We start from the raw sequence: 19759 nt of genomic DNA, 5'->3' as shown, positions 1-19759 counted from the left end.
CCAGCAAGCCAGATTGGCGGCATCTGTCCCGGCAACGCAAGGAGTTCGCAGATGTACACGCCTCCAGCCTTCCGCGACGACGACAGGGACAGCATTCACGCGACGATCCGGGCCGCGCGGCTCGCCAATTTCGTCACCGCCACGCCCGACGGCGTGTTGGCCACGCCGCTGCCGCTCTATCTCGACGAGAACGAGGGCGAGCACGGCGTGCTCTACGGCCATCTCGCCAAGGCCAACCCGCAATGGCGCACTCCCGTCACCGGCGACGGACTGGCGATCTTCATGGGGCCGGACGCCTACATCACGCCGTCCTGGTACGCGACCAAACAAGAGACCGGGAAGGTCGTCCCGACCTGGAACTACGTCGCGGTCCACGCCTATGGCCCGGTCGAGTTCTTCGATGACTCCACCAGGCTGCTGGCGGCCGTGACCCGATTGACCGGCATCCATGAGGGCGAGCGTACGGCGCCCTGGGCCGTCTCCGATGCCCCTCCCGATTTCATCCAGGCGCAGCTGCGCGGGATCGTCGGCATCCGCATGCCGATCACGAGGCTGGAGGGCAAGCGCAAGATGAGCCAGAATCGTCCGGAGGCCGACAGAGCCAATGTCGCGGCCGGCCTTGCCGCGAGCGATCGCCCGGTGGAGCGCGCGGCCGCCACCCTGATCCCGTCCTGAGAGAGTGTTCGAGGTTTCCCCCCGCCCTCATCCTTCGAGACGCCGCTTCGCGGCTCCTCAGGATGAGGGCTCAACTCTCAAACAGCTCTCAGGATAACGGCGCGGGTCTGGTCAGGAGCCCCCTCAGACGCGCATGCGAATGGCAAAGTGGAAACCGTGCCTGCTCGAACCTATTCCTGCATCCATGCCCTGAATGAGTCGGGCAGGACGTTGGAACCGCATATCACTGCGGCCACGCGCTTGCCGCGATAACGCGCGGGGTCTTCCAGGACTGCGGCGACACCAAGCGCGGCCGAGGGTTCGGTGATGAGGGCCGCGTGCCGGTAGAGCATCCGCATGCCCTCGACGATGCTCACCTCCTCGACTAGCGGGACGTGGTCTGCGGTGGCGAGCAGGTCGTCGAGAACCGCAGCGATCGGAAACCGGCCCGCAACGCCGTCGGCGATCGTATCGGTGCGGTCAGTGGTTACAATTGATCGCGCCCGCCAGGACTTCGCCAGGGCCGGCGCGCCTCTTGGCTGGATGCAGACAACATCTGTCGCCGGCGACAAGGTCTTGAAGACATGCCCCACGCCGGTGGCCAGAGCGCCTCCGCCGAGCGCGAGCAGAACCGTATCGATGCGATCGAACCCCTCGACGAGTTCAAGGCCGATCGTGCCCGCGCCTTCGCAAGTGTCGAGATTTTCGCTGTCCTCCACGAGAAACGCATCGCCGCGAGCTGCAATCTCCCGGGCACGCTCGCGTGCGTTCTCGATATCGCCATCGACCAATTCGACTGTACCGCCGAGCCGGTGGATTCGCTCGATCTTCGCGGCATTGGCGCCTTTGCCGGCAATCACGCTGACGGCGATACCGCGTGCCCGGCCGCTATAGGCGAGCGCTTGTCCAAGGTTGCCGGCGCTGGCGCAGACTGCGGCCATGGGCCCCGAGCTGCTTGCAAGACGTGACATCGCGACCTCGGTCCCGCGCCCCTTGAAGCAGCCGATCGGGTTCGCGGTCTCGAGCTTGATGACGAGTTCGCAGCCCAGAAAATCGCCAAGCGTGGAAGAGAGGAACTGCGGCGTGTCGCGGAAAACCCGCGAAATCTCCTGCCGTGCTTGCCGAATGCGTTGCAGATCGAGCCTGGTGTTCGGCTGCGTGACGCCGAAATCTTGCGCGGGGCTTCCACTGGCGGGCTGCATGGGACAATCCTCCGGCCTGATGCTAGGAACCGCAGATGCGTGAACGCGTGCGCTTTAACGCACAAGCGACCCGTGCGCAATAACGCACGACTTGGAGATTGCCCCGGAATGAAGGCCATCAGCCCTGTCGACACGCCGAACCTGCTCAGGTCGATCAGGCGCGATCTTGGCTGGAGCCTCGATCAGACGGCTGCGCGAACCGGAGTCAGCAAGGCGATGCTGGGCCAGATCGAGCGCGGCGAATCCACGCCGACCGTCGCAACGCTTTGGAAGATCGCCACGGGTCTAGGGGTGCCCATGACTGCACTGCTGGAGACAAATCGCGGGGACGGTGATGTCCTGCTTTTTCGCGACGCCAGCGAACTTCGCGTGCGCCCGGCGCAGGAGGGGATGCAACGAGCCCTCCTGTTCCCATACGAGGCTCGATTTGGTTTCGAGCTCTACGAACTCACCTTCGCGCCCGCCTTCGAGAGCATCTCCGAGCCGCACGAGATTGGCGTCGTGGAGCATGTGACCGTCCTGCACGGCGAAATCGAATTGCTGGTGGAGGAGGAGTGGAGGCCGCTCAAGCAAGGGCAGTCGCTGAGGTTCCCCGCCGATCGCCGTCACGGTTATCGAAACCGGACAGGCGATGACGTCGTCGTCATGGATCTGATTCACTACCGGTTCACACCGAGAGCCGGATGATTTCAGCTGGGATCACGAAGTGATCCCAGCTGAAATCTGAATCCGTCTCTCATCTAAAAGCGAGAGCAGGATCAATGCGAAAAACCGGTTCCCACTTTTTCGCATCCTGCTCTTGCTCCCAGCGCTGAAGCCGGCTCACTCCCCCAGCACCACAACCTTCGCGCCCTCGGCCACCTGCCTCCCCGCCTCGCCCGCGACTTCGGTGACGACGACGTCGGTCAAATCTGGGCTCGTCGGGAAACCACCGCACGCCCAGATCGTGAGTTTCAGGTCGTGAGTTCATGGACCGAACGGCCGCTGCAGCCAGGCAGTGTCGTCAGCTTCGATGCCAAAAGCGGACCTGAGGAGAGCCATCCGCCAGATTCATTTGGCGTGTACCTTGAACGAACTTGTGTCGTTGGCCAGTTTTTGGCTTGCCAGGCTTTTCGTGACGGCCAGGAGGTCGTCCACGTCTGCCCGCGTGGTGGCGAACGTGGTCACGAAGCGCACGACGCCCGGCTCCCAACGGTCGTGATAGAACCGGAAACCCTCGGCCAGCAGCCCCTGAATGAGGGGGCTCGACAGCCGGCAGAACAGGATATTGGCCTGAGGCTCGCCCAGGATTTCAGCCCCGGGGATCGAGCTGAACCCGGCTGCCAGCGCCTTGGCCATCGCATTCGCCTGCTGCGCGTTACGCAGCCAGAGGTCATCGGCAAGATACGCCTCCACTTGCGCCGAGAAGAACCGCATCTTGGAGTTCAACTGTCCGGCCCGCTTTCGCCGGAAGGCCAGGGCCGGCGCGAGGTCCTTGCGGAACAGCACAATGGCGTCGACGCCGAACGTGCCATTCTTTGTGGCTCCCAGCGACAGCACGTCGACGCCGCGCTTCCATGTCATCTCCGCCGGCGAGCACCCGAGCGTGACCAGGGCGTTCGCGAAGCGCGCCCCATCCATGTGCAGACCAAGCTTGGCGTCACGGCAGATCTTGCCGACAGTCTCGATCTCATCGAGTGAGTAGACGCTGCCGGTTTCCGTCGCCTGGGAGATGCTCACGCAGGACGGCTGCACGGAGTGGACGTCTCCGACCATGCGGGTTGCCTGGGCCTTGAGCGCTGTCAGATCGAGTTTGGCGTTGTCGCCTCCGAGCTGCACCAGCTTGGCGCCATCGGTGAAGAACTCCGGGGCACCGCATTCGTCCCGGTTGATATGGGCATCCGCATGGCTCAGCACGCTGCCCCAGGGAGGGGTCATAGCGGCCAGGCTGAGGGCATTCGCGGCCGATCCGGTCGAGACGAGAAACACGCTCGCCTCGTGTTCGAAGATGTCCGTGATGCGCTGTTCGAGCCTCTGGCTCACTGCATCATTGCCATAGGGCGTAGCCTGGCCGGCGTTGCAGGCGACAAGGGCATCCATCACTTCGGGCGAGACGCCGGCAATATTGTCGCTTGTGAAGCCTCTGGGGTAGGCGGCGCGAAAACTTTGTTGGCTTTTCATAGGTGCAGCTCTGGTCGTGGATGACGAATTGCCGCCACCCTGGGCCAGGCTGCGCCCCGATTATTGAACGGGATTTTGCTCCGCCACCACGTAGCGCGCGGGGGTCACGCCCAGAACAGCCCGGAAATGGCGTGTCAGGTGGGCCTGGTCCGCGAAGCCGACCGCATAGGCGGCCTCCGCGATCGCGACGCCCTGGCGCAGCAGGGCGCGGGCCTCATCGAGGCGCACCTGAATGAGGTAGCGCTGCGGCGGCACGCCAAAATAGGCCTTGAAGCCCGCGATCAGTACGCCCTTGGAGAGCCCTGCGATGCCCGCCAAGTCAGACAGCTGCACAGCCTGGTCGAAATGGGCATGGAGATAGTCGCGCACCCGCTCCAGCGCGGCCGGCGCGACCTTGGCAGCGCGATCCGTGCCCGTGCTGCCCATGAACAGCCGAGGCAGGAGGCCATAAAGCGCTTCCTCGACTTCCAGAGCCGAGGCATCGCCGTCGAACAGGTCAAACAGCCTTCGCAGATTCTGCTCGGCGCCGGCGTCGTGCTGAAAGGGTGACCGGAAGCTCAGTGTCCCCCGGGGAGTGCCGGGAACGTCCCGCATCACGTTCTGCACGATCTGTTCCGGCAGGTAGACGATCCTTTGGCTCCACCCGTCATCGACGCCCGCGCCGCCGAAATGCGGCTCGCCGGGCGCGAAGGTGGCGATCGCACCGGCATCCGCGTGCCACAGCTCACCCCGGCACCAGACATCATGCGTCCCTGATTTGATCAGGCCTATCAGGTACTCATTATGGGCGTGGCGCGCGAAATACTGCTTTCTGTACGCAGCCAAAAGATACTCGAAGCCGCCCATGACCTCGACGCGCTTCAGGGTAGCCTGATCATTCGGCGGTCGTCCGCGTGGAACTTTGTTCTTAACCAGCATGGATGTGAAGCGTCCGGCGACCCGGCCAGGTCGCCCGCGCAGCTATACCAGAGCGCTGGCATGGCCGGAAGCAGCCATCCCGGATGTCGCGATTGGCTCGAACGCCGCCGCCCCCAGCCCTACTCCCCCAGCACCACGACCTTCGCGCCCTCGGCCACCTGCGCCCCGGCCTCGCCCGCGACCTCGGTGACGGTGCCGTCGCGCGGAGCCACCAGCACATGCTCCATCTTCATCGCCTCGACGATGGCAAGCCGCTGGCCCTTCACCACCGCCTCGCCGGCCGAAACGAAGAGCGCGATCAATTTGCCATGCATCGGCGCCTTGATGACGCCGCCGGCGCCGGCCGCCGCATCGAGATCGACGCTGAACGGATCGAACAGCGCAACCGCCGTCTGGCGGCCGCGATGCAGCGCGAGATAGGTGCCGCGCTCAGCCTGGGCCAGCGCGATCTCGTGCTCGCCCTCTCCGATCTCATGGCCGGGCAGGCTGACGCGCGCGCCCTCCTCATGCCACTCGATCCGCGCCTCGATGCGCTCGCCATCCACCAGCAGGGCCAGGCCCAGCGCCGGCTGCGGCATCAATGAGAACCCATCCGCGACGAGCCAGGGCGAACGCGCCTCGCTATCGGAACGCCCCGCGGCGGCCAGCAGCCCTTCCGCCTGCCGCTCCTCCTCCAATTGCAGCGCGGCGGCGGCCACGGCTGCGGCATCGAGCGGCTGCGGCTCAGCTCCGAGGCCTGAGATGTTGCGCTCGATGAAGCCGGTGTCGAACGGGCCTTCGCGGAAGCCTTGCGCCTCGGTCAGCGCCTTCAGGAAGGCGAGATTGGTGCGCGGTCCCGCGACGATGGTCTCCCCCAAAGCCGCCCCGAGCCTGTCCAGCGCCTCATCGCGCGTCGCGCCATGGGCGATCACCTTGGCGATCATCGGATCGTAGAACGGCGTCACCGTATCGCCGGCCTCGACGCCGGTATCGATGCGGATGCTCTCGCCTTCGGGAAACCGCAGCGCCCAGAGCTTGCCGGTCGAGGGCAAAAAGCTCTTTTCGGGGTCCTCGGCATAAAGCCTGGCCTCGACGGCATGGCCGGTCGCGGTGACATCGGCTTGGCTGAAACCCAACGGCTCGCCGGCCGCGACCTTGAGCTGGAGCTCGACCAGGTCGAGCCCCGTGATCGCCTCGGTAACGGGATGCTCGACCTGGAGGCGCGTATTCATCTCCATGAAGTAGAAGCGATCGGCGCGCAGGCCCTCACGGCCATCGGCGATGAACTCGACCGTGCCGGCCCCGACATAGCCGACGGCTTTCGCGGCCTCGGTCGCGGCCTTGCCCATGGCGGCGCGGACCTCCTCGGTCATGCCCGGCGCCGGCGCCTCCTCGATCACCTTCTGGTGGCGGCGCTGCAGCGAGCAGTCGCGCTCATAGAGGTGGACGACATTGCCGTGACTGTCGCCGAAGACCTGGATTTCGACATGGCGCGGCGAGAGCACATATTTCTCGACCAGCACGCGCGCATCGCCGAAAGCGCTCTTGCCCTCGCGCTGGGCGCTGGCGAGCGCATCGTCGAAATCCTCGGGCCGATCGACCTTCTTCATGCCCTTGCCGCCGCCGCCCGCAACCGCCTTGATCAAGACGGGGTAGCCGATGCGCCGCGCTTCCGCGCGGAGGAAATCGGCGCCTTGCTCGGCGCCGTGATAGCCCGGCACCACCGGCACATTGGCCTTCTCGACCAGCGCCTTGGCGGCGTCCTTCAAACCCATCGCCCGGATGGCCGAAGCCGGCGGGCCGACGAAGACAATGCCCGCTTGCGCGCAGGCCTCGGCGAAGTCGGCGTTCTCGGAGAGGAAGCCGTAGCCCGGATGGATGCAGGCCGCATTCGCCTGTTTCGCGACAGCCAGGATCTTGTCGGCGTCGAGATAGCTTTCGCGCGCGGGCGAGGGACCGATATGCCAGGCCTCGTCGGCCATCTCGACGAACAGCGCCTCGGCATCCGCATCGGAATAGACCGCGATGGTGCGCAGGCCCAGCCGCCGGGCGGTGCGGATGATACGGCAGGCGATTTCGCCGCGATTGGCGATCAGGATGGAAGGCAGTCTGGCGGCGATCGACATGAGCGACATCCTCGAACGGGTGCCGCCTTTATAGCCGGGAGATCGCCCCTGTCGCCGCCTTGTTCTGCAAATCCGGCTTCGCGGCTTCGAGCCGGCGCACCGAGCGCCAGATCGCCCATGTCGCCTGGAAGCACAGGCCGGCGACGAAGAGATCGAACAGATATTCCGGCCAGCGGACGGGCGCCAATCGTGCGAACAACCCCATCAGGGCAAAACCCGTGGTCGAGATCACGTCGTTGCGGGAGGACAGCCAGGTCGCCTTGATCACCGGATTATCCTGCCGCCGGAAGCGCCAGAGCAGGCCGACGATCAGCACGGCGACGATGACCGCGCTCGCGGCAGAGAATTCCAGCGCCCAGAGATCGATCGGGCGCGGGCGCGCGATCTTGTCCCAGAGGTCGTAGAGTGTGTGAAAACCCGCCACCGCCATCACCGCGCCAATCGTGAGCGCTGCGAGCTTCTCAGCGCGCCCATCGCGGCCGAAGACCAGCGCCGCGATGCCGTAGAGCGCGACGTCATAAACCCAGTCGACGCCGTCCTTGAACAATTGCGCATTGCCGGAGGCAAGCGCCCAGGCGACGACGCCGGCAGCGAACAGCAGGATGCCGAGCGCGATGCCCCAGATGGTGCGGGTATAGGCGCGGGCGATGGCAGTGGCTTCAGTTCGCTCCGGCATATCCATCCCTCGCCGTCATCCCGGACAAGCCGCGAAGCGGCGCAGATCCGGGATCCATCATAGAGCCCAACGCCCTACGATGGATTCCGGGTCTCCGCTTCGCTACGCCCGGAATGACTGCATGGTTCGAACAGCAAATCCCGAACGCCTCACCCGCGCCCGACGAACGGCATCTTCGACGCCATCACCGTCATGAACTGCACATTCGCCTCGATCGGCAGGCTCGCCATGTGCAGCACCGAGGTCGCGACATGGTTCACGTCCATGACCTGCTCGATCTTGATCGAACCGTCTGCCTGCGGCACGCCCTGCGTCATGCGCTGCGCCATCTCGGTCAGCGCATTGCCGATATCGACCTGGCCGACGGCGATGTCGTATTTGCGCCCATCGAGCGACGAGGTCTTGGTCAGGCCGGTGATGGCGTGCTTGGTCGCGGTATAGGCGATCGAGTTCGGCCGCGGCGCATAGGCCGAGATCGAGCCATTGTTGATGATGCGCCCGCCCTTGGGTTCCTGCGCCTTCATCAGCTTGAAGGCCTCCTGCGTGCACAGGAACGGCCCGGTCAGGTTGGTGTCGACCACTGCCTGCCACTGCTCGAGCGAGAGGTCTTCCAGCAGGATGCCGCCGGGCGCATTGACGCCGGCATTGTTGAACAGCACGTCGAGCCGCCCAAACGCGGCCTTGGTCTTGGCGAACAGATTCTGCACCGAAGCCTGGTCGGTAACGTCGGTGGGCACGGCAAGCGCCTGCTCGGCGGGCACGCCCGAGAGCTTGATCGTCTCCGCCAGTGCGTCCGCCCGGCGTCCGGCCAGGACCGTGCGATAGCCGTCCTTCAGGAAGGCGAGCGCGACTGCGCGCCCGACGCCCGAACCCGCTCCGGTGATGATGGCGACCTTATTATGCCCAGACATGCGTATCCTCGCGTTTTTTCTCAGTTCAACCGTTTGAAGGCGGCCGCGACCATAGCAGCGCATGCAGCATACGGAAGGGGGAGCGCTGCAGGACAGACGCGCATTCCGTTGCTTGCCAGCGCGACGCCACGTCATAATCTGGCGCGCCAGGAGGAGACGCCATGACCAAGCTGACCCGCCGCCGCCTTCTCGCTGCCGGCGCTGCCGCGCTCGCCGGGCCGGCCTTCGCCCAGCAGCCCGGCCATGAGCAGCATGGCGGCCATTACGAGCGCCTGACCCAGCCTGGTCGCATCCAGAAACCCGAGCTCGCCGCCTCGCAGAACGTCTTCGATTCGCCAGCTCCAAGGGCCGCCGATCCCGGCCGCTGGAGCGCCAAAGCGCCCTTGCCTCTGCCGCGCTCCGAAATGGCCTGGGCGACGGCGCATGAAGGCAAAATGCATGTTGTCGGCGGCTATGCCGAGCAGCGCGTCGATCGGCCCTATCACCATGTCTATGAGGCCACCGTTGACCGCTGGCGCGACGCCGCCCCATTGCCGCAGGGCGCCAACCATGTCGGCGTCACCTTCCTTGATGGCAAGCTCTACGCCATCGGCGGCTTCCTCGAGCAGAACCGCAGGCCGCATCCGCACTGCTTCGTCTATGATCCCGCGAGCGACACATGGGCGGGCATCGCACCCCTGCCCGCTCCCATCGGCTCGGCCGCCGTGGTCGGGTTTGGCGGCAAGCTCCATGTCATCGGCGGCGCGATCGGCGATACCACCGAGACCAAGACCTCGATCAACTGGCACCGGACCTATGATCCGAAAACCGATCGCTGGGACAACCGCGCCCCGATGCCGACGGCGCGCGACCACACCGGTACCGTGGTGATCGGCACTCTGATCCATGTCATCGGCGGGCGGGTCGACTCATTTCACACCAATTCGAACCTGCACCACGCCTATGACCCGGCGGCCGACACATGGTCCCCGCGCAACCCGCTGCCGACCGCCCGCTCCGGCCATGGCGCGGTGCTCTATCGCGGCAAGGTCTTCGTCATGGGCGGCGAAGGCACCAACCGCGTCTTCGGCCAGATGGAGGCCTATGACCCGGCAACCGATGCCTGGGAGCAATATGCCCCGATGCTGACCCCGCGCCACGGCCTGGGCGCGGCCTTGGTGGGAGACGCGATCCACGTCGCCGGTGGCGGCCCGATCATGGGCGGCGGCGTCCAGAGCGCAGTGCATGAGGCATTTGTGGTGGGATAAGGCGTACAGATTTTATTTTTATTTCCCTTACGGAAGATGAAAGCAAGACGCGCGACTATGGCAAAAAATTGAGAGCAGATAACGGTTTATTTGGACAATGCCGCCTTTGAATCTAAATATAAAAGAATTTTCTTCTATTATTTTCAAATTCAAATGTAAAGACTCCTCATGATTAGCTCGATAGAGGTCGCTTGCACCTCCCTACTCATGGGAGGCCTCACAGACGTGGAGGTCTCGCTATGCCCATGCACGGAATTGGTAGCCGGCATCCGACACCGGATTCTTTGAAGTCTCCAGCAAACCAGAACCCCGGCCTTTTCGGAAAACTGTTTAATCTTAAGCCATTTGAAGCGAGCGACGCCGCCCTGCTCGAATTGGCCAGGGCGATGAAGGATTCCGGCCCCTCCAACTCGAAAATGCCCGCGGGCTTCACCTATCTCGGCCAATTCATCGATCACGACATCACCTTCGACACGACATCGCTCTCGGAGAAGATCGCCGATCCCGAAGGCAAGGAGAATTTCCGGACGCCGTCGGTCGATCTCGACTCGGTCTACGGCCTTGGCCCGGACGGCTCGCCCTTCCTCTATGAGCGCGACCCTGTCGGCCTGCATATCGGGCCGAAGCTGCTGATCGGAACAGCGGCGACCAGCGCCAAGATCGTGTCGCCTGGTACAATTCCCGACCAGAAGGGCCACGATCTGCCGCGCAGCCCGGTAACGGGGATGGCGCTCATCAGTGACCCGCGCAACGACGAGAATCTGCTCGTGGCGCAGATGCACGTCGCTTTCATGAATTTTCACAACAAGATCGTCGACAAGCTGAAGGCGGAAGGCGTTCCGGCCAACGCGCTTTTCCCGAAAGCCCGCGAACTGGCGACCTGGCATTACCAATGGATCGTGCTGCACGAATTCCTGGAGACGATCACCGGCGAGAAAGGCATCGCCGACCGCATCATGAAGGAAGGGCGCAAGCATTATCGCTTCCAGAAATTCCCCTTCATGCCGATCGAATTCGCGGTTGCCGCCTATCGCTTCGGCCACAGCATGGTGCGGCAGGGCTACAGCCATAACTTCGTCTTCCGACCGGGCGGGGCCACGGTGGCGACGCTGCCCCTGCTGTTCGATTTCACCGCGAAATCAGGGCGCATCGTCGGCTCCCTGCAGCCTCCGGCCGTGCCGCTGCCGCAGCCGGTCCTGCCCAGCAACTGGGTCATCGACTGGCGTCGCTTCTTCGATTTCAAGACGCCCGCCGGCACGCCCAATTTCGAGTTCAACTTCACCCAGCCGCTCGATCCCTTCATCGTCGCGGCGCTGCACACCTTGCCGGGCGAGGATCCGGCGAGCGCCAGCGCCATCCTGCCCTTCCGCAATCTCAAGCGCGGCGTGATGATGCGCCTGCCCTCGGGCCAGGCCGTCGCCAAGAAGATGGGCCTGCCGGTGCTGACACCCGCGGAGATCGGCGGAGGAACCAAGCCCGACAGCGTCGCCGCCAAGACGCACGGCTTCGATAAGGCGACGCCGCTCTGGTACTACATCCTGAAGGAGGCCGAGGTGAAAGGTTCGAGCGAGCATCTCGGGCCGGTCGGCGCGACCATCGTCGCCGAAGTCTTCGTCGGCATCGTCCAGGGAAACCCCGCTTCCTATCTCGGCGCGACGCCGAAGTTCAAACCCAGCCTCGGCAGCACCCCAGGCAAATTCGAGATGACGGACCTCCTGACCTTCGCAGGCGTCGTCAACCCGATCGGCGATTCCTAAAGTCAGCCACCCGGGTCCTTAAGCACACCGCCAAGGTCGGCATCGTACCGGCCATGGCGAGGGGAGCGAACCACGGCGCCCTCTTCCTTTCTCCCGGATGGGAGAAGCTGGCCCGGAGGACCGGATGAGGGACCGCCGCCACTCCAGTCGGCAAGGGCAGGCCCTCATCCCTGCCCTTCTCACTGAACTCGGGCCTGCCCGAGTTCAGCACTCAGAGTGTCGAAGTCGGGTAAACCCGACTTCGATGCGGGAGACGGGTTCCCCGCGCTGGCTCGTTATTCCACAGTGCTCCGCCCGGAATGGCGGCGCGGCTTGAGTGGGGAGGTTGAGGGCAATCGGACTGACGGACCGCTCTGGGCGGATTGCGGCCCCTTCTGAGCTGGACCACGATGCAGAGCTTCGTCGGGAATCCACATGCCGCTCATCGTCGACCAGGTTGGCCAGTTCAGCGCGTCTCCGCTTGGGCAATTCCGTGACCTCAAGCCGTGGGAGCTGACGGCTGGCTCGGCCCAGTTTATCGAGCGACTGCTGGGTCAGCTCGGTGATGACTATTCGGTGACGGCCGGCATCGCCATTCACGCCTCTGCGATCATCGACCCGACTGCAGCGATCAAAGGACCCGCCATTATTGGACCGGGCTGCTTCGTGGGGTCGGGAACCTTGCTTCGTGGTGGCTGCTGGCTCGACGCGGATTGCGTCCTCGGGCCGGGTACTGAGCTGAAGTCGTCCTTTGTGTTCAGAGGCTCAAGGCTCGCCCATTTCAACTTCGTCGGCGACAGCCTGCTGGGGAGCGATGTGAATCTGGAGGCAGGCGCCGTCATCGCAAATCACCGAAACGAGTGGCCCGATAGCGCGATATCGTTCGTGTATCAGGAAGGGCGGATCGATACAGGCGTCGGCAAATTTGGTGCTGTGGTCGGCGACAGAGTGAAAATCGGCGCCAATGCCGTGATCGCACCAGGCGCAATTCTCGCGCCTGGAACGATCGTGGGGCGCTTGTCGCTGGTCGACCAAGCGCCGGTCGACCTCGCCTAGGGCGGGCAAGCTGCCGTTAAGGGAGGTATGCAGAGGCCGGGTGAGGGTCAGCGCTTGCGCGCGAGGGGTTACGCCCGGCTCCCCGCGAGGCTTCGAGGCGCCGCCTTGGGCACTCCCGCCCCCGCGCGGAGCATCAAACGGCTCGGATCTGCTCTTCGAACTCTTCGGGAATCGCTCCGTGCCGAGCGAGCACGTCGATCGCGCTGACCTCGCCGGTTTCGTCATCAGCGACGACATGCACCACAGCAACGCCCTCGGCGGTCCGGCCAAGGCGTTCGCCGTCCGACAAAGCGTGATGCTTCGTCCTCGCCAATACGCGCTGGCCCGGAACCAGGCGCTTGCGATGCGTCCTGAACGGCTGGAGGAAGAAACTGTCGACGGTTGCCATGGCTTAACGCTCGATTCGTTGTGTTCTTATTTTGTTCTCGTACGCGAAGGCGCCGAGCATGTCATCCCAGCCAGACCAGCAATCGAGCACAGCCGCCCGCCCCTGACCTGGATGACACGAAAATGGACATCGCAGATCTCGTCGTCGAGCATGGCGGCGAACGGGCTGCGCTCAGGGCCGCCCTGTTGGCCGATGCTGACCGCTCTGTGCGCGCGGCCTCCTGCACGGTCAGTTCGTGGCGCCGAATATCCTCACGATCGGCAGCGCAGATCCTGCGTTCCCGGGCAGAAGCGAAGCGCGTTCGAGAGCGAGAACAGCACGGTCGCACCGCGATCCCAGCGCAGCGGGGAGCTATAGGTCAGCGGCCTGGCAACGGCGACCCCGAGTTGCAGATCGTCGCTGACGAACAGCCTGACACCCACGCCGATCGAGGCCAGGCCCTGCACCAGATCCTTCGGCTGGCTGTAGCTTCGCGTGACGCCGCCCTCGGTGAAGCCATAGAGCTGGTACCCCTTGGCGAAGCTGAGGTTCAGCGGCTGGTCGAAACGCAGTTCGGCCGAGCCCGCGACGGCATTGTCGCCCGCCAGCCAACCACCCTCGAAACCGCGCCCGAAGGACAGGCCGCCGAGGTAATATTGCTGGGAGGACAGGAGCGGCCCGGACGCGACCTGCCCCGCGGCCGAAAACTTCAGCGACCAGTTCTCGAAAAGATTCTGGTAATGCGTGAACGAGGCGTTGAGCAGCGAGAAGCGGCTCGACGCACCGGAGCGCGAGAGCCAGTCCGTGCTGTCCACCTTCGCGTCGACGAAGCCGAGGCCATGCCGGTAGGTAGCGGAGAGATAGCTCCAGCTCCCCTCGGTCGCATGCAGCTTGTAGTCGGCCGAGAGGCTGGCGAGGCGGATGCGGTCGCTGTAAAGGCGGCCATAGCTGTTCTGTTCGCTGACATCGCTCAAGCCAAACGAGCCGGTCAACCAGAGCGCATGGATCTGGCTCAGCACGGGCGCGAAGGCGATGCGGGCCTCATAGGTCTCGGCCTGGGAGATCGTGCGCAGCCAGCGCCGCTCGTCGCCCGGCCAGACCTCGCTGCGGGAGGCCGAGATTCCGGCACGCAGGCTCTCGACGCCCAGCGGCAGATCATAGCTCGCCCGGCCATAGCGCAGCTCGCGCGAAGCTCCTGGCGCAAAGGAGCCGGAGACGGCGAGGCTGTCGCCGGGCACGACGAGCGAATTCAGAGCAGCGCTGGCAGAGGACTGCCAAGGTCCCACGGCGGCAGAGCCCATATTGTCGAAGCCGACTGCGGTATAGACGCGCCAGGATTGAACGGAGACGGTCAGGCGGAAGCGGCCGCTTGCCGGCGTGATCTCGTCGAGTGCCGTATCGGTGACGCGCAGCCCGGGCCGGTCATTGGCCAGCAGGAGCTGGCGTTCGAGCGTGGCCAGCCGCGCCGGGCGCTCGGCTGCGATCGGCGAAAGCAACGACTTCACCCCGAAAGTCTCGGCCTGCTCGCCCTTGACGACGATCTCCTCGATCGCGCCCTCGATGATCTGGATGCGCAAACGTCCGCGCTTGAGATCCTGCGGCGGCACGATCGCGCGGCTGAGATGAAAGCCCGCCTTGCGATAGATCTCGCTGATCGCTGCAGCAATAGTGACGATATCGGACTGGGATACCTCGCGCCCGAGATGACCGGCATAGGCCGTGGCCAGCTCCCCAGCGGAAAACGCAGACATTCCGTCGAGGTCGACGGCCTGAAGCCGAAACAGCCGCCTGGTGTCGGCACTTGCTTGCTGGTTCACGGCGGCGACCGAAGGCAGCGGCGGCAGCGGTTTCAGGCGCTGCTCGGCCTCACGCTGCTGCGCTTGCGTCCGTGCCGCCGCCTCGACGGGCTGAATCGGCCTTGCAGGCGATTGCGCTCCAGCCGATCCGGGCGCGACCGCCTGAATCAGATAAATGATCGCAGCGGCAAAGACGTTTCTTGACGAGCGGATTTGCGCTTCCTGTGGTTCGGCTCGACGCCGCATGTCCTGTCGCCTGTCAGAATTCGAGCCAGCCCCCTAGCCTCTCCCGACCGTAAAAAAACATGGTTAATGAAACGCTCTAGATTTGAGGATTTACAGGCTAGGCCGCTAAGTCTCTTTTCACGCCTGTCTTTTATGCTCCTGGGTCAGCGGTTTGCGCCTGCGCAAAGTCCGCACTCGGCTCAAGGATTGAGAACCATGCTTCGGAAAGCGGCACGATTTGCCACCGGCCTCGCCTTGGCTGTCATCGTCGCGATCGGAGCCGTCCCAGCGGCACAGGCTGCGGACAATCTCTGGCGGATCGCCAAAGTCTCGGGCGAGGCTTGGGTATCTGGCAGTGGCGTCCAGCCGGCTTCTGCGGCGCAGCAGGCGGAACTCCGGCCAGGCGATTCGATCCGGACCGGGCGCAATGGACGCGTGCTGCTCGTTCGCGGCGCAGAAAGCATCCTGATCTCGGCCAATTCGGCGATCAGCCTTCCGGAAGCCGGGCGCCCCGGCATGTCGACGGTGATCCAGCAGGCGGGCTCGATCCTGCTCGAGGTTGAAAAGCGCAATGTCCAGCATTTCGAGGTCGAGACCCCCTATCTCGCAGCGGTGGTGAAGGGCACGCGCTTCAGCGTCTCGCTCCAGGGCGGGCAGGCCAAGGTCGATGTCGTGCGCGGCCAGGTCCAGGTCTCGGATTTCCGTTCCGGGCAGTTCGCGCTCGTCCTGCCGGGCCAGAGCGCGCGGGCTTCCTTCGGCCAGGTTCCCGGACTGCAGCTCTCGGGCCAGGGCACGCTCGCTCGTGTCGAGCAGGGCACACCGCAGGCGGCGCGTGTTGCTCCCCTTGCGGTTCCAGGCGGAGGCCTCAGGCCCGCCCCCGGCGCCACGCCGCTGCTGCGCGGCGCCGCGCCCGTGCTCAACGAGGTTTCCGACCGCCGCCGGCCCGCTCCGTCAGGTATCGTGCGCGGACCGAACGGCGCGCTGCGCATTTCCGCACCGCTGGGCGAGGTCAAGCTCGACATCCACAAGGTCACGCGCGGCATGGCACGCAGCGAGGCGCAGGCAAACGGCCAGGCCCCTCGCCGCGCAACGGTGTGGAACACCGGCGAGCTCAACCCGGGCAATGGCGGCAACAAGAACAATGTCGGCAATAGCGGCAGCGCCGTCGGAGGGACGGAAGCAGCCGGAGCCGGCGCCGGCGTGGCGAGCACGGCCTCCGGAACGGCAGGCACGGGTTCTGCGAGTGCAAACGCCGCAAATGGCCAGGGCATCGCGCAATCGGCAGGGAACCGAAGCAATAGCAGCGTGGCGGGCAGCTCGAGCAGCGGCAACTCCTCCAACAGCAATGCCGGCGGAAACGGCAATGGCAAGTCCTCCAGCAGCAACGCCGGTGGAAACGGAAACGGCAATTCCTCCAACAGCAACGCTGGCGGAAACGGCGACGGTAATGCCTTGGGGCTCGCCAAGAACGGCAATGGCAATGGCAACAGCAAGAAGGACTGACCGCCAGATTGCAGACGGAGCGGTGCCCCGCCCGTGAAGCGCCTGCGTCCCCACCTGCTCGTCGGATTGCTGCTCTCGCTCCTGGTCCTGTCGGGGCTGCATCCGTGGTTGCGCGAAGCCCTGCTCGATGCGCGCTTCAGGCTGCTGACGCGGCAGGCGACAGGCGACATCGTCCTGGTCGAGATCGATCCGCGCTCGATCAAGGCGCTGGGGCGCTGGCCCTGGCTGCGAAGCGTCCACGCGGAGCTGGTGCAGCGGCTCGAACGTGCCGGCGCGACCGATATCGTGTTCGACGTCGATTTCAGCACACCATCCACCCCCGATCAGGACGCAGCCTTCGCCGCAGCCCTGCAGGCAGTCGGCGGCTCGGTGGTCCTGCCGGCTTTCCGCCAGCGCGTCGCCGATCGCGGCGACGGTCACACGCTGCACATCAACCGCCCGATCCCGCTCTTCGCGCAGCAGGCCTGGCTCGCCCTCGTCAACGTCCTGCCCGAGCCGGACGGCGTCATTCGCCGCTACAGCCACGGCGCCGTGATCGAAGGCGAGTTCACTGCCTCCGTCGGCGCCATGCTCGCCGGCCGGCACGACCAGAACGCCCCGCCCTTCCGCATCGATTTCGGCATCCAGCCGGCCTCCGTGCCGAGCCTCTCCGCCATCGACGTCCTGCGCGGGACGCCAGCGGCGCTTGCCGCACTGCACGGCAAGAAAGCCATCATCGCAGGCACCGCCGCCGAACTGGGCGACCGCTTCACGGTGCCCAATGGCCGCATCATCCCAGGCTCGCTGGTGCAGGCGCTCGCCGCCGAGTCGATCATCCAGGGGCGGGCACTCGCGACAACCTCGCCTGCGGTCTCGCTGGGCGGCATCACCGCTCTGATCATCGTGATGGCCGCGATCTGGAGCCGGATCCGAGCGGGGCGGCGGATCCTCGTGCTGGGTCTGCTCGCATTGGCGATCGAAGGCACGGCGATCTGTGTCCAGGCCTTCCACCCGATCGCCTTCGACAGCTCGTTCCTGCTAGCCGCCGTCGTTGCCTATGCACTCACCACCGCCATCGATGAGATCGATCTGCGCGGTCTCCTCAGGCTCGCCGCCGAACGGCGCTTCGAGCGCATCGCCATGTCCTTGAGCGACGGGCTGGTCTGCGTCGATCAAACCGGCCGGATCACGCTCTGGAACCCTGGCGCGAGCGCGATTTTCGGCCATCCCGAACAGGCAGCCATCGGCCAGCCCTTCGAATTCCTGCTGGCTCAGGGCGATGGCAGCGTGAGCGAGGCGCCGTTCAGGCTGACTGCGGTGCCGCTGGCCCGGCTGCTGCAGCACGGCGGGACGGTCGTCGAACTCATGGGCTTGCGCCGCTCGGGCGAGCATTTCGATCTGGAATGCAGCCTGTCCTGCTGGGAGACAGCGACCGGCGTGCAATATGGCGTGGTGCTGCGCGATATCTCGCTGCGCAAGCGCCAGCAGGAGCATATCCGCTATCTCGCCGAATGCGACACCGTGACCGGCCTGCCTAACCGCAACAGTCTGACCGCGCATCTCGAAGATGCTATCTCGCGAAGCGAGCCGGACAGCGCCACGCTGCTGCTCGTCGGCGTCAGCCGCTTCCAGCAGATCAATAATCTCTACGGCCATTCCTTCGGCGACGCACTGGTCGTCGCCCTTGTCGAGCGCCTGCGGGTCGTCGCTGCGCAGGCGAGCCTGATCGCTCGTCTGGGCAGCGACGAATTCGCGATCCTGTTCACAGGCGAGCCGAGCGAGGCCGCGGCACTGGGCGAGCTTATCATCGCCGATTTCCAGTCTCGGCCCGTGACGGCCGGAGACCGTCCGCATCGCGTCACGGTCGCGATCGGACTGGCTTCGACCAGTACTGCGCAGCATGCCGAGATGCTGATCGGCAACGCTCATTTCGCCCTGGCCAGCGCCAAGGCTCAGACAAGCGCGGCTCCGGTTCCGTTCGATCCACTCATGCGCGGCGCCATCGAACGGCGCGAGGCGCTGGAGGCCGAGCTGCGCACGGCGCTGGCCTATAACGAGTTCGAGTTGTTCTACCAGCCGCAGATCGACCTGCGCACAGGGACTGTCGTCGGTGCGGAGGCGCTGATCCGCTGGCGCCATCGCGAACGTGGCTATGTCTCGCCGGCCGAGTTCATGCCGGTGGTGAACACCACATCGCTGTCGGAGGATGTCGCCGCCTGGGTTCTCGAAACCGCCTGCCGGCGGGCAGCCGATTGGCAGCGCCGTGGCTACGCCATGCGCATCGGCGTGAACCTGGCACAGTCCCAGTTCGCGACCGGCGATCTGGCCGCGGAGGTCGAAAAACGGCTCACTGAGAATGGCTTGCGCCCCGAGCTGCTCGAACTCGAGGTGACGGAGGATATCATCCTCGACGACGGTGCCAAGACGTTGCGCGTGCTCGCGGCGCTGCGGGCACTCGGCGTCAAGATCGCGTTCGACGATTTCGGCACCGGCTATGGCAGCTTGACCTATCTGAAAAGCTTTCCGCTCGACAAGATCAAGATCGACCAGTCCTTCGTGAAACGGCTGGAGCCCGGCTCACAGGATGCGGCCATCGTTGCCGCGACGATCGATCTCGGCCAGGCGCTCGGTCTTTCGGTCATTGCCGAAGGCATCGAGACGCAAGCGACCGCCAGCCTGCTGCGCGAGATGGGCTGCGGCGAGGGACAGGGCTATCTGATCAGCAAGCCGATCCCGGCCCAGGAGTTCGAGGTGAAGTTCCTGCGCAAGGAGGCGCGGCTCGTGGCATAGCTGCCGCCACTGGATGGCGTGAGCCTTGAGCCTCAGCTGGGCGACCAAGAAGGCGGTTCCATCAGGAACAAATCGATCAAGCTTCAGGTTTACCCAGATGCTCCTCATAGCGTGGCCAGCACGAAGGGGGCATCGGGAGAGAAACAATGCAAAGACGAGCTTTTCTGATGATGATGTTCGGAGCGGGGTTATTGCCCGTGACGCTTCACAGTGCAGCTGAGGCGTTGCCCGTTGCCGCTGCCGCTGAGCTACCGGCAAGCGCCGAGGATTCGTTGATCGAGCCTGCGCGCGGTCGAGGCCACGGCTACGGGCGGGGCAGAAACCGCGGTCTCCATCGCGGGTGGAATCGTGGGCGACATCGTGGCTGGTACAAGCGCCGCCGCTGAGCCGGGACAGGGAGCGTTGCCCTAACCAAAATACGAGCCCGCCACGAA

Annotated in this window: 15 protein-coding genes; 7 read left to right on the top strand and 8 right to left on the bottom strand. The window is 65.0% G+C overall.

The window, feature by feature from the left end:
- The first annotated feature begins 51 nt into the window (after positions 1 to 51).
- Positions 52 to 675 carry an FMN-binding negative transcriptional regulator gene (locus ACSQ3P_RS02470; protein WP_436164068.1) on the top strand — a complete coding sequence of 208 codons (624 nt, stop codon included), beginning with the start codon at positions 52 to 54 and terminating at the stop codon, positions 673 to 675.
- A 170-nt stretch (positions 676 to 845) separates the two neighbouring features.
- Here the strand turns inward: ACSQ3P_RS02470 and ACSQ3P_RS02465 are convergent, their stop codons facing one another.
- A complete protein-coding gene (locus ACSQ3P_RS02465; RefSeq protein ID WP_436164067.1) occupies positions 846 to 1856 on the bottom strand; it encodes a threonine ammonia-lyase in 1011 nt (336 codons plus the stop codon).
- A gap of 108 nt (positions 1857 to 1964) precedes the next feature.
- Here ACSQ3P_RS02465 and ACSQ3P_RS02460 point away from each other — a divergent pair, with 108 nt between their 5' ends.
- Positions 1965 to 2543: a helix-turn-helix domain-containing protein gene (locus tag ACSQ3P_RS02460; RefSeq protein ID WP_436164066.1), complete on the top strand. Its 579-nt coding sequence runs from the start codon at positions 1965 to 1967 to the stop codon at positions 2541 to 2543.
- A 363-nt stretch (positions 2544 to 2906) separates the two neighbouring features.
- Here ACSQ3P_RS02460 and ACSQ3P_RS02455 read toward each other — a convergent pair whose 3' ends face one another.
- The 5 genes from ACSQ3P_RS02455 to ACSQ3P_RS02435 form a co-directional block, all read right to left on the bottom strand.
- Positions 2907 to 4016 carry a threonine aldolase family protein gene (locus tag ACSQ3P_RS02455; RefSeq protein ID WP_436164065.1) on the bottom strand — a complete coding sequence of 370 codons (1110 nt, stop codon included), beginning with the start codon at positions 4014 to 4016 and terminating at the stop codon, positions 2907 to 2909.
- Positions 4017 to 4076: 60 nt separating this feature from the next.
- Positions 4077 to 4934, bottom strand: a complete 858-nt coding sequence (locus ACSQ3P_RS02450) for an AraC family ligand binding domain-containing protein (RefSeq protein ID WP_436164064.1) — start codon at positions 4932 to 4934, stop codon at positions 4077 to 4079.
- A 119-nt stretch (positions 4935 to 5053) separates the two neighbouring features.
- Positions 5054 to 7039, bottom strand: a complete 1986-nt coding sequence (locus tag ACSQ3P_RS02445; RefSeq protein WP_436164063.1) for an acetyl-CoA carboxylase biotin carboxylase subunit — start codon at positions 7037 to 7039, stop codon at positions 5054 to 5056.
- A 28-nt stretch (positions 7040 to 7067) separates the two neighbouring features.
- Positions 7068 to 7715, bottom strand: coding sequence for a cation transporter (locus ACSQ3P_RS02440; RefSeq protein WP_436164062.1), 648 nt, complete (start codon positions 7713 to 7715; stop codon positions 7068 to 7070).
- Positions 7716 to 7864: 149 nt separating this feature from the next.
- On the bottom strand, positions 7865 to 8626 hold the full coding sequence (locus ACSQ3P_RS02435) for an SDR family oxidoreductase (RefSeq protein ID WP_069692090.1): 762 nt from the start codon (positions 8624 to 8626) through the stop codon (positions 7865 to 7867).
- 161 nt (positions 8627 to 8787) lie between these two features.
- Between ACSQ3P_RS02435 and ACSQ3P_RS02430 the strand changes: the two genes are divergently transcribed.
- The 3 genes from ACSQ3P_RS02430 (at position 8788) to ACSQ3P_RS02420 (ending at position 12665) form a co-directional block, all read left to right on the top strand.
- A complete protein-coding gene (locus ACSQ3P_RS02430; protein WP_436164061.1) occupies positions 8788 to 9873 on the top strand; it encodes a Kelch repeat-containing protein in 1086 nt (361 codons plus the stop codon).
- A 386-nt stretch (positions 9874 to 10259) separates the two neighbouring features.
- Positions 10260 to 11630 carry a peroxidase family protein gene (locus tag ACSQ3P_RS02425; RefSeq protein ID WP_436164060.1) on the top strand — a complete coding sequence of 457 codons (1371 nt, stop codon included), beginning with the start codon at positions 10260 to 10262 and terminating at the stop codon, positions 11628 to 11630.
- Positions 11631 to 12044: 414 nt separating this feature from the next.
- A complete protein-coding gene (locus ACSQ3P_RS02420; protein ID WP_436164059.1) occupies positions 12045 to 12665 on the top strand; it encodes an LpxA family transferase in 621 nt (206 codons plus the stop codon).
- A gap of 133 nt (positions 12666 to 12798) precedes the next feature.
- On the opposite strand, the gene ACSQ3P_RS02415 is transcribed toward ACSQ3P_RS02420, so the two are convergent.
- Together ACSQ3P_RS02415 and ACSQ3P_RS02410 are read right to left on the bottom strand one after the other, a co-directional pair.
- Positions 12799 to 13053 carry a hypothetical protein gene (locus ACSQ3P_RS02415; protein ID WP_069692091.1) on the bottom strand — a complete coding sequence of 85 codons (255 nt, stop codon included), beginning with the start codon at positions 13051 to 13053 and terminating at the stop codon, positions 12799 to 12801.
- Positions 13054 to 13304: 251 nt separating this feature from the next.
- Complete coding sequence (locus tag ACSQ3P_RS02410; RefSeq protein ID WP_436164058.1) at positions 13305 to 15074, bottom strand: ShlB/FhaC/HecB family hemolysin secretion/activation protein; 1770 nt, start codon at positions 15072 to 15074, stop codon at positions 13305 to 13307.
- 195 nt (positions 15075 to 15269) lie between these two features.
- On the opposite strand from ACSQ3P_RS02410, the gene ACSQ3P_RS02405 reads away from it, so the two are divergent.
- Together ACSQ3P_RS02405 and ACSQ3P_RS02400 are read left to right on the top strand one after the other, a co-directional pair.
- The gene (locus ACSQ3P_RS02405; protein WP_436164057.1) at positions 15270 to 16556 is read left to right on the top strand and encodes a FecR domain-containing protein; all 1287 of its coding nucleotides are present in this window, start codon (positions 15270 to 15272) and stop codon (positions 16554 to 16556) included.
- A gap of 33 nt (positions 16557 to 16589) precedes the next feature.
- Positions 16590 to 19325, top strand: a complete 2736-nt coding sequence (locus ACSQ3P_RS02400) for an EAL domain-containing protein (protein WP_436164056.1) — start codon at positions 16590 to 16592, stop codon at positions 19323 to 19325.
- The last annotated feature ends 434 nt before the right edge of the window (positions 19326 to 19759 follow it).

It is taken from the genome of Allobosea sp. LjRoot9, from assembly GCF_964252745.1.
Classification (GTDB): domain Bacteria; phylum Pseudomonadota; class Alphaproteobacteria; order Rhizobiales; family Beijerinckiaceae; genus Allobosea.
Note: the sequence above shows the minus strand (reverse complement) of the source record. Positions and strands in the feature narration are given on the sequence as shown.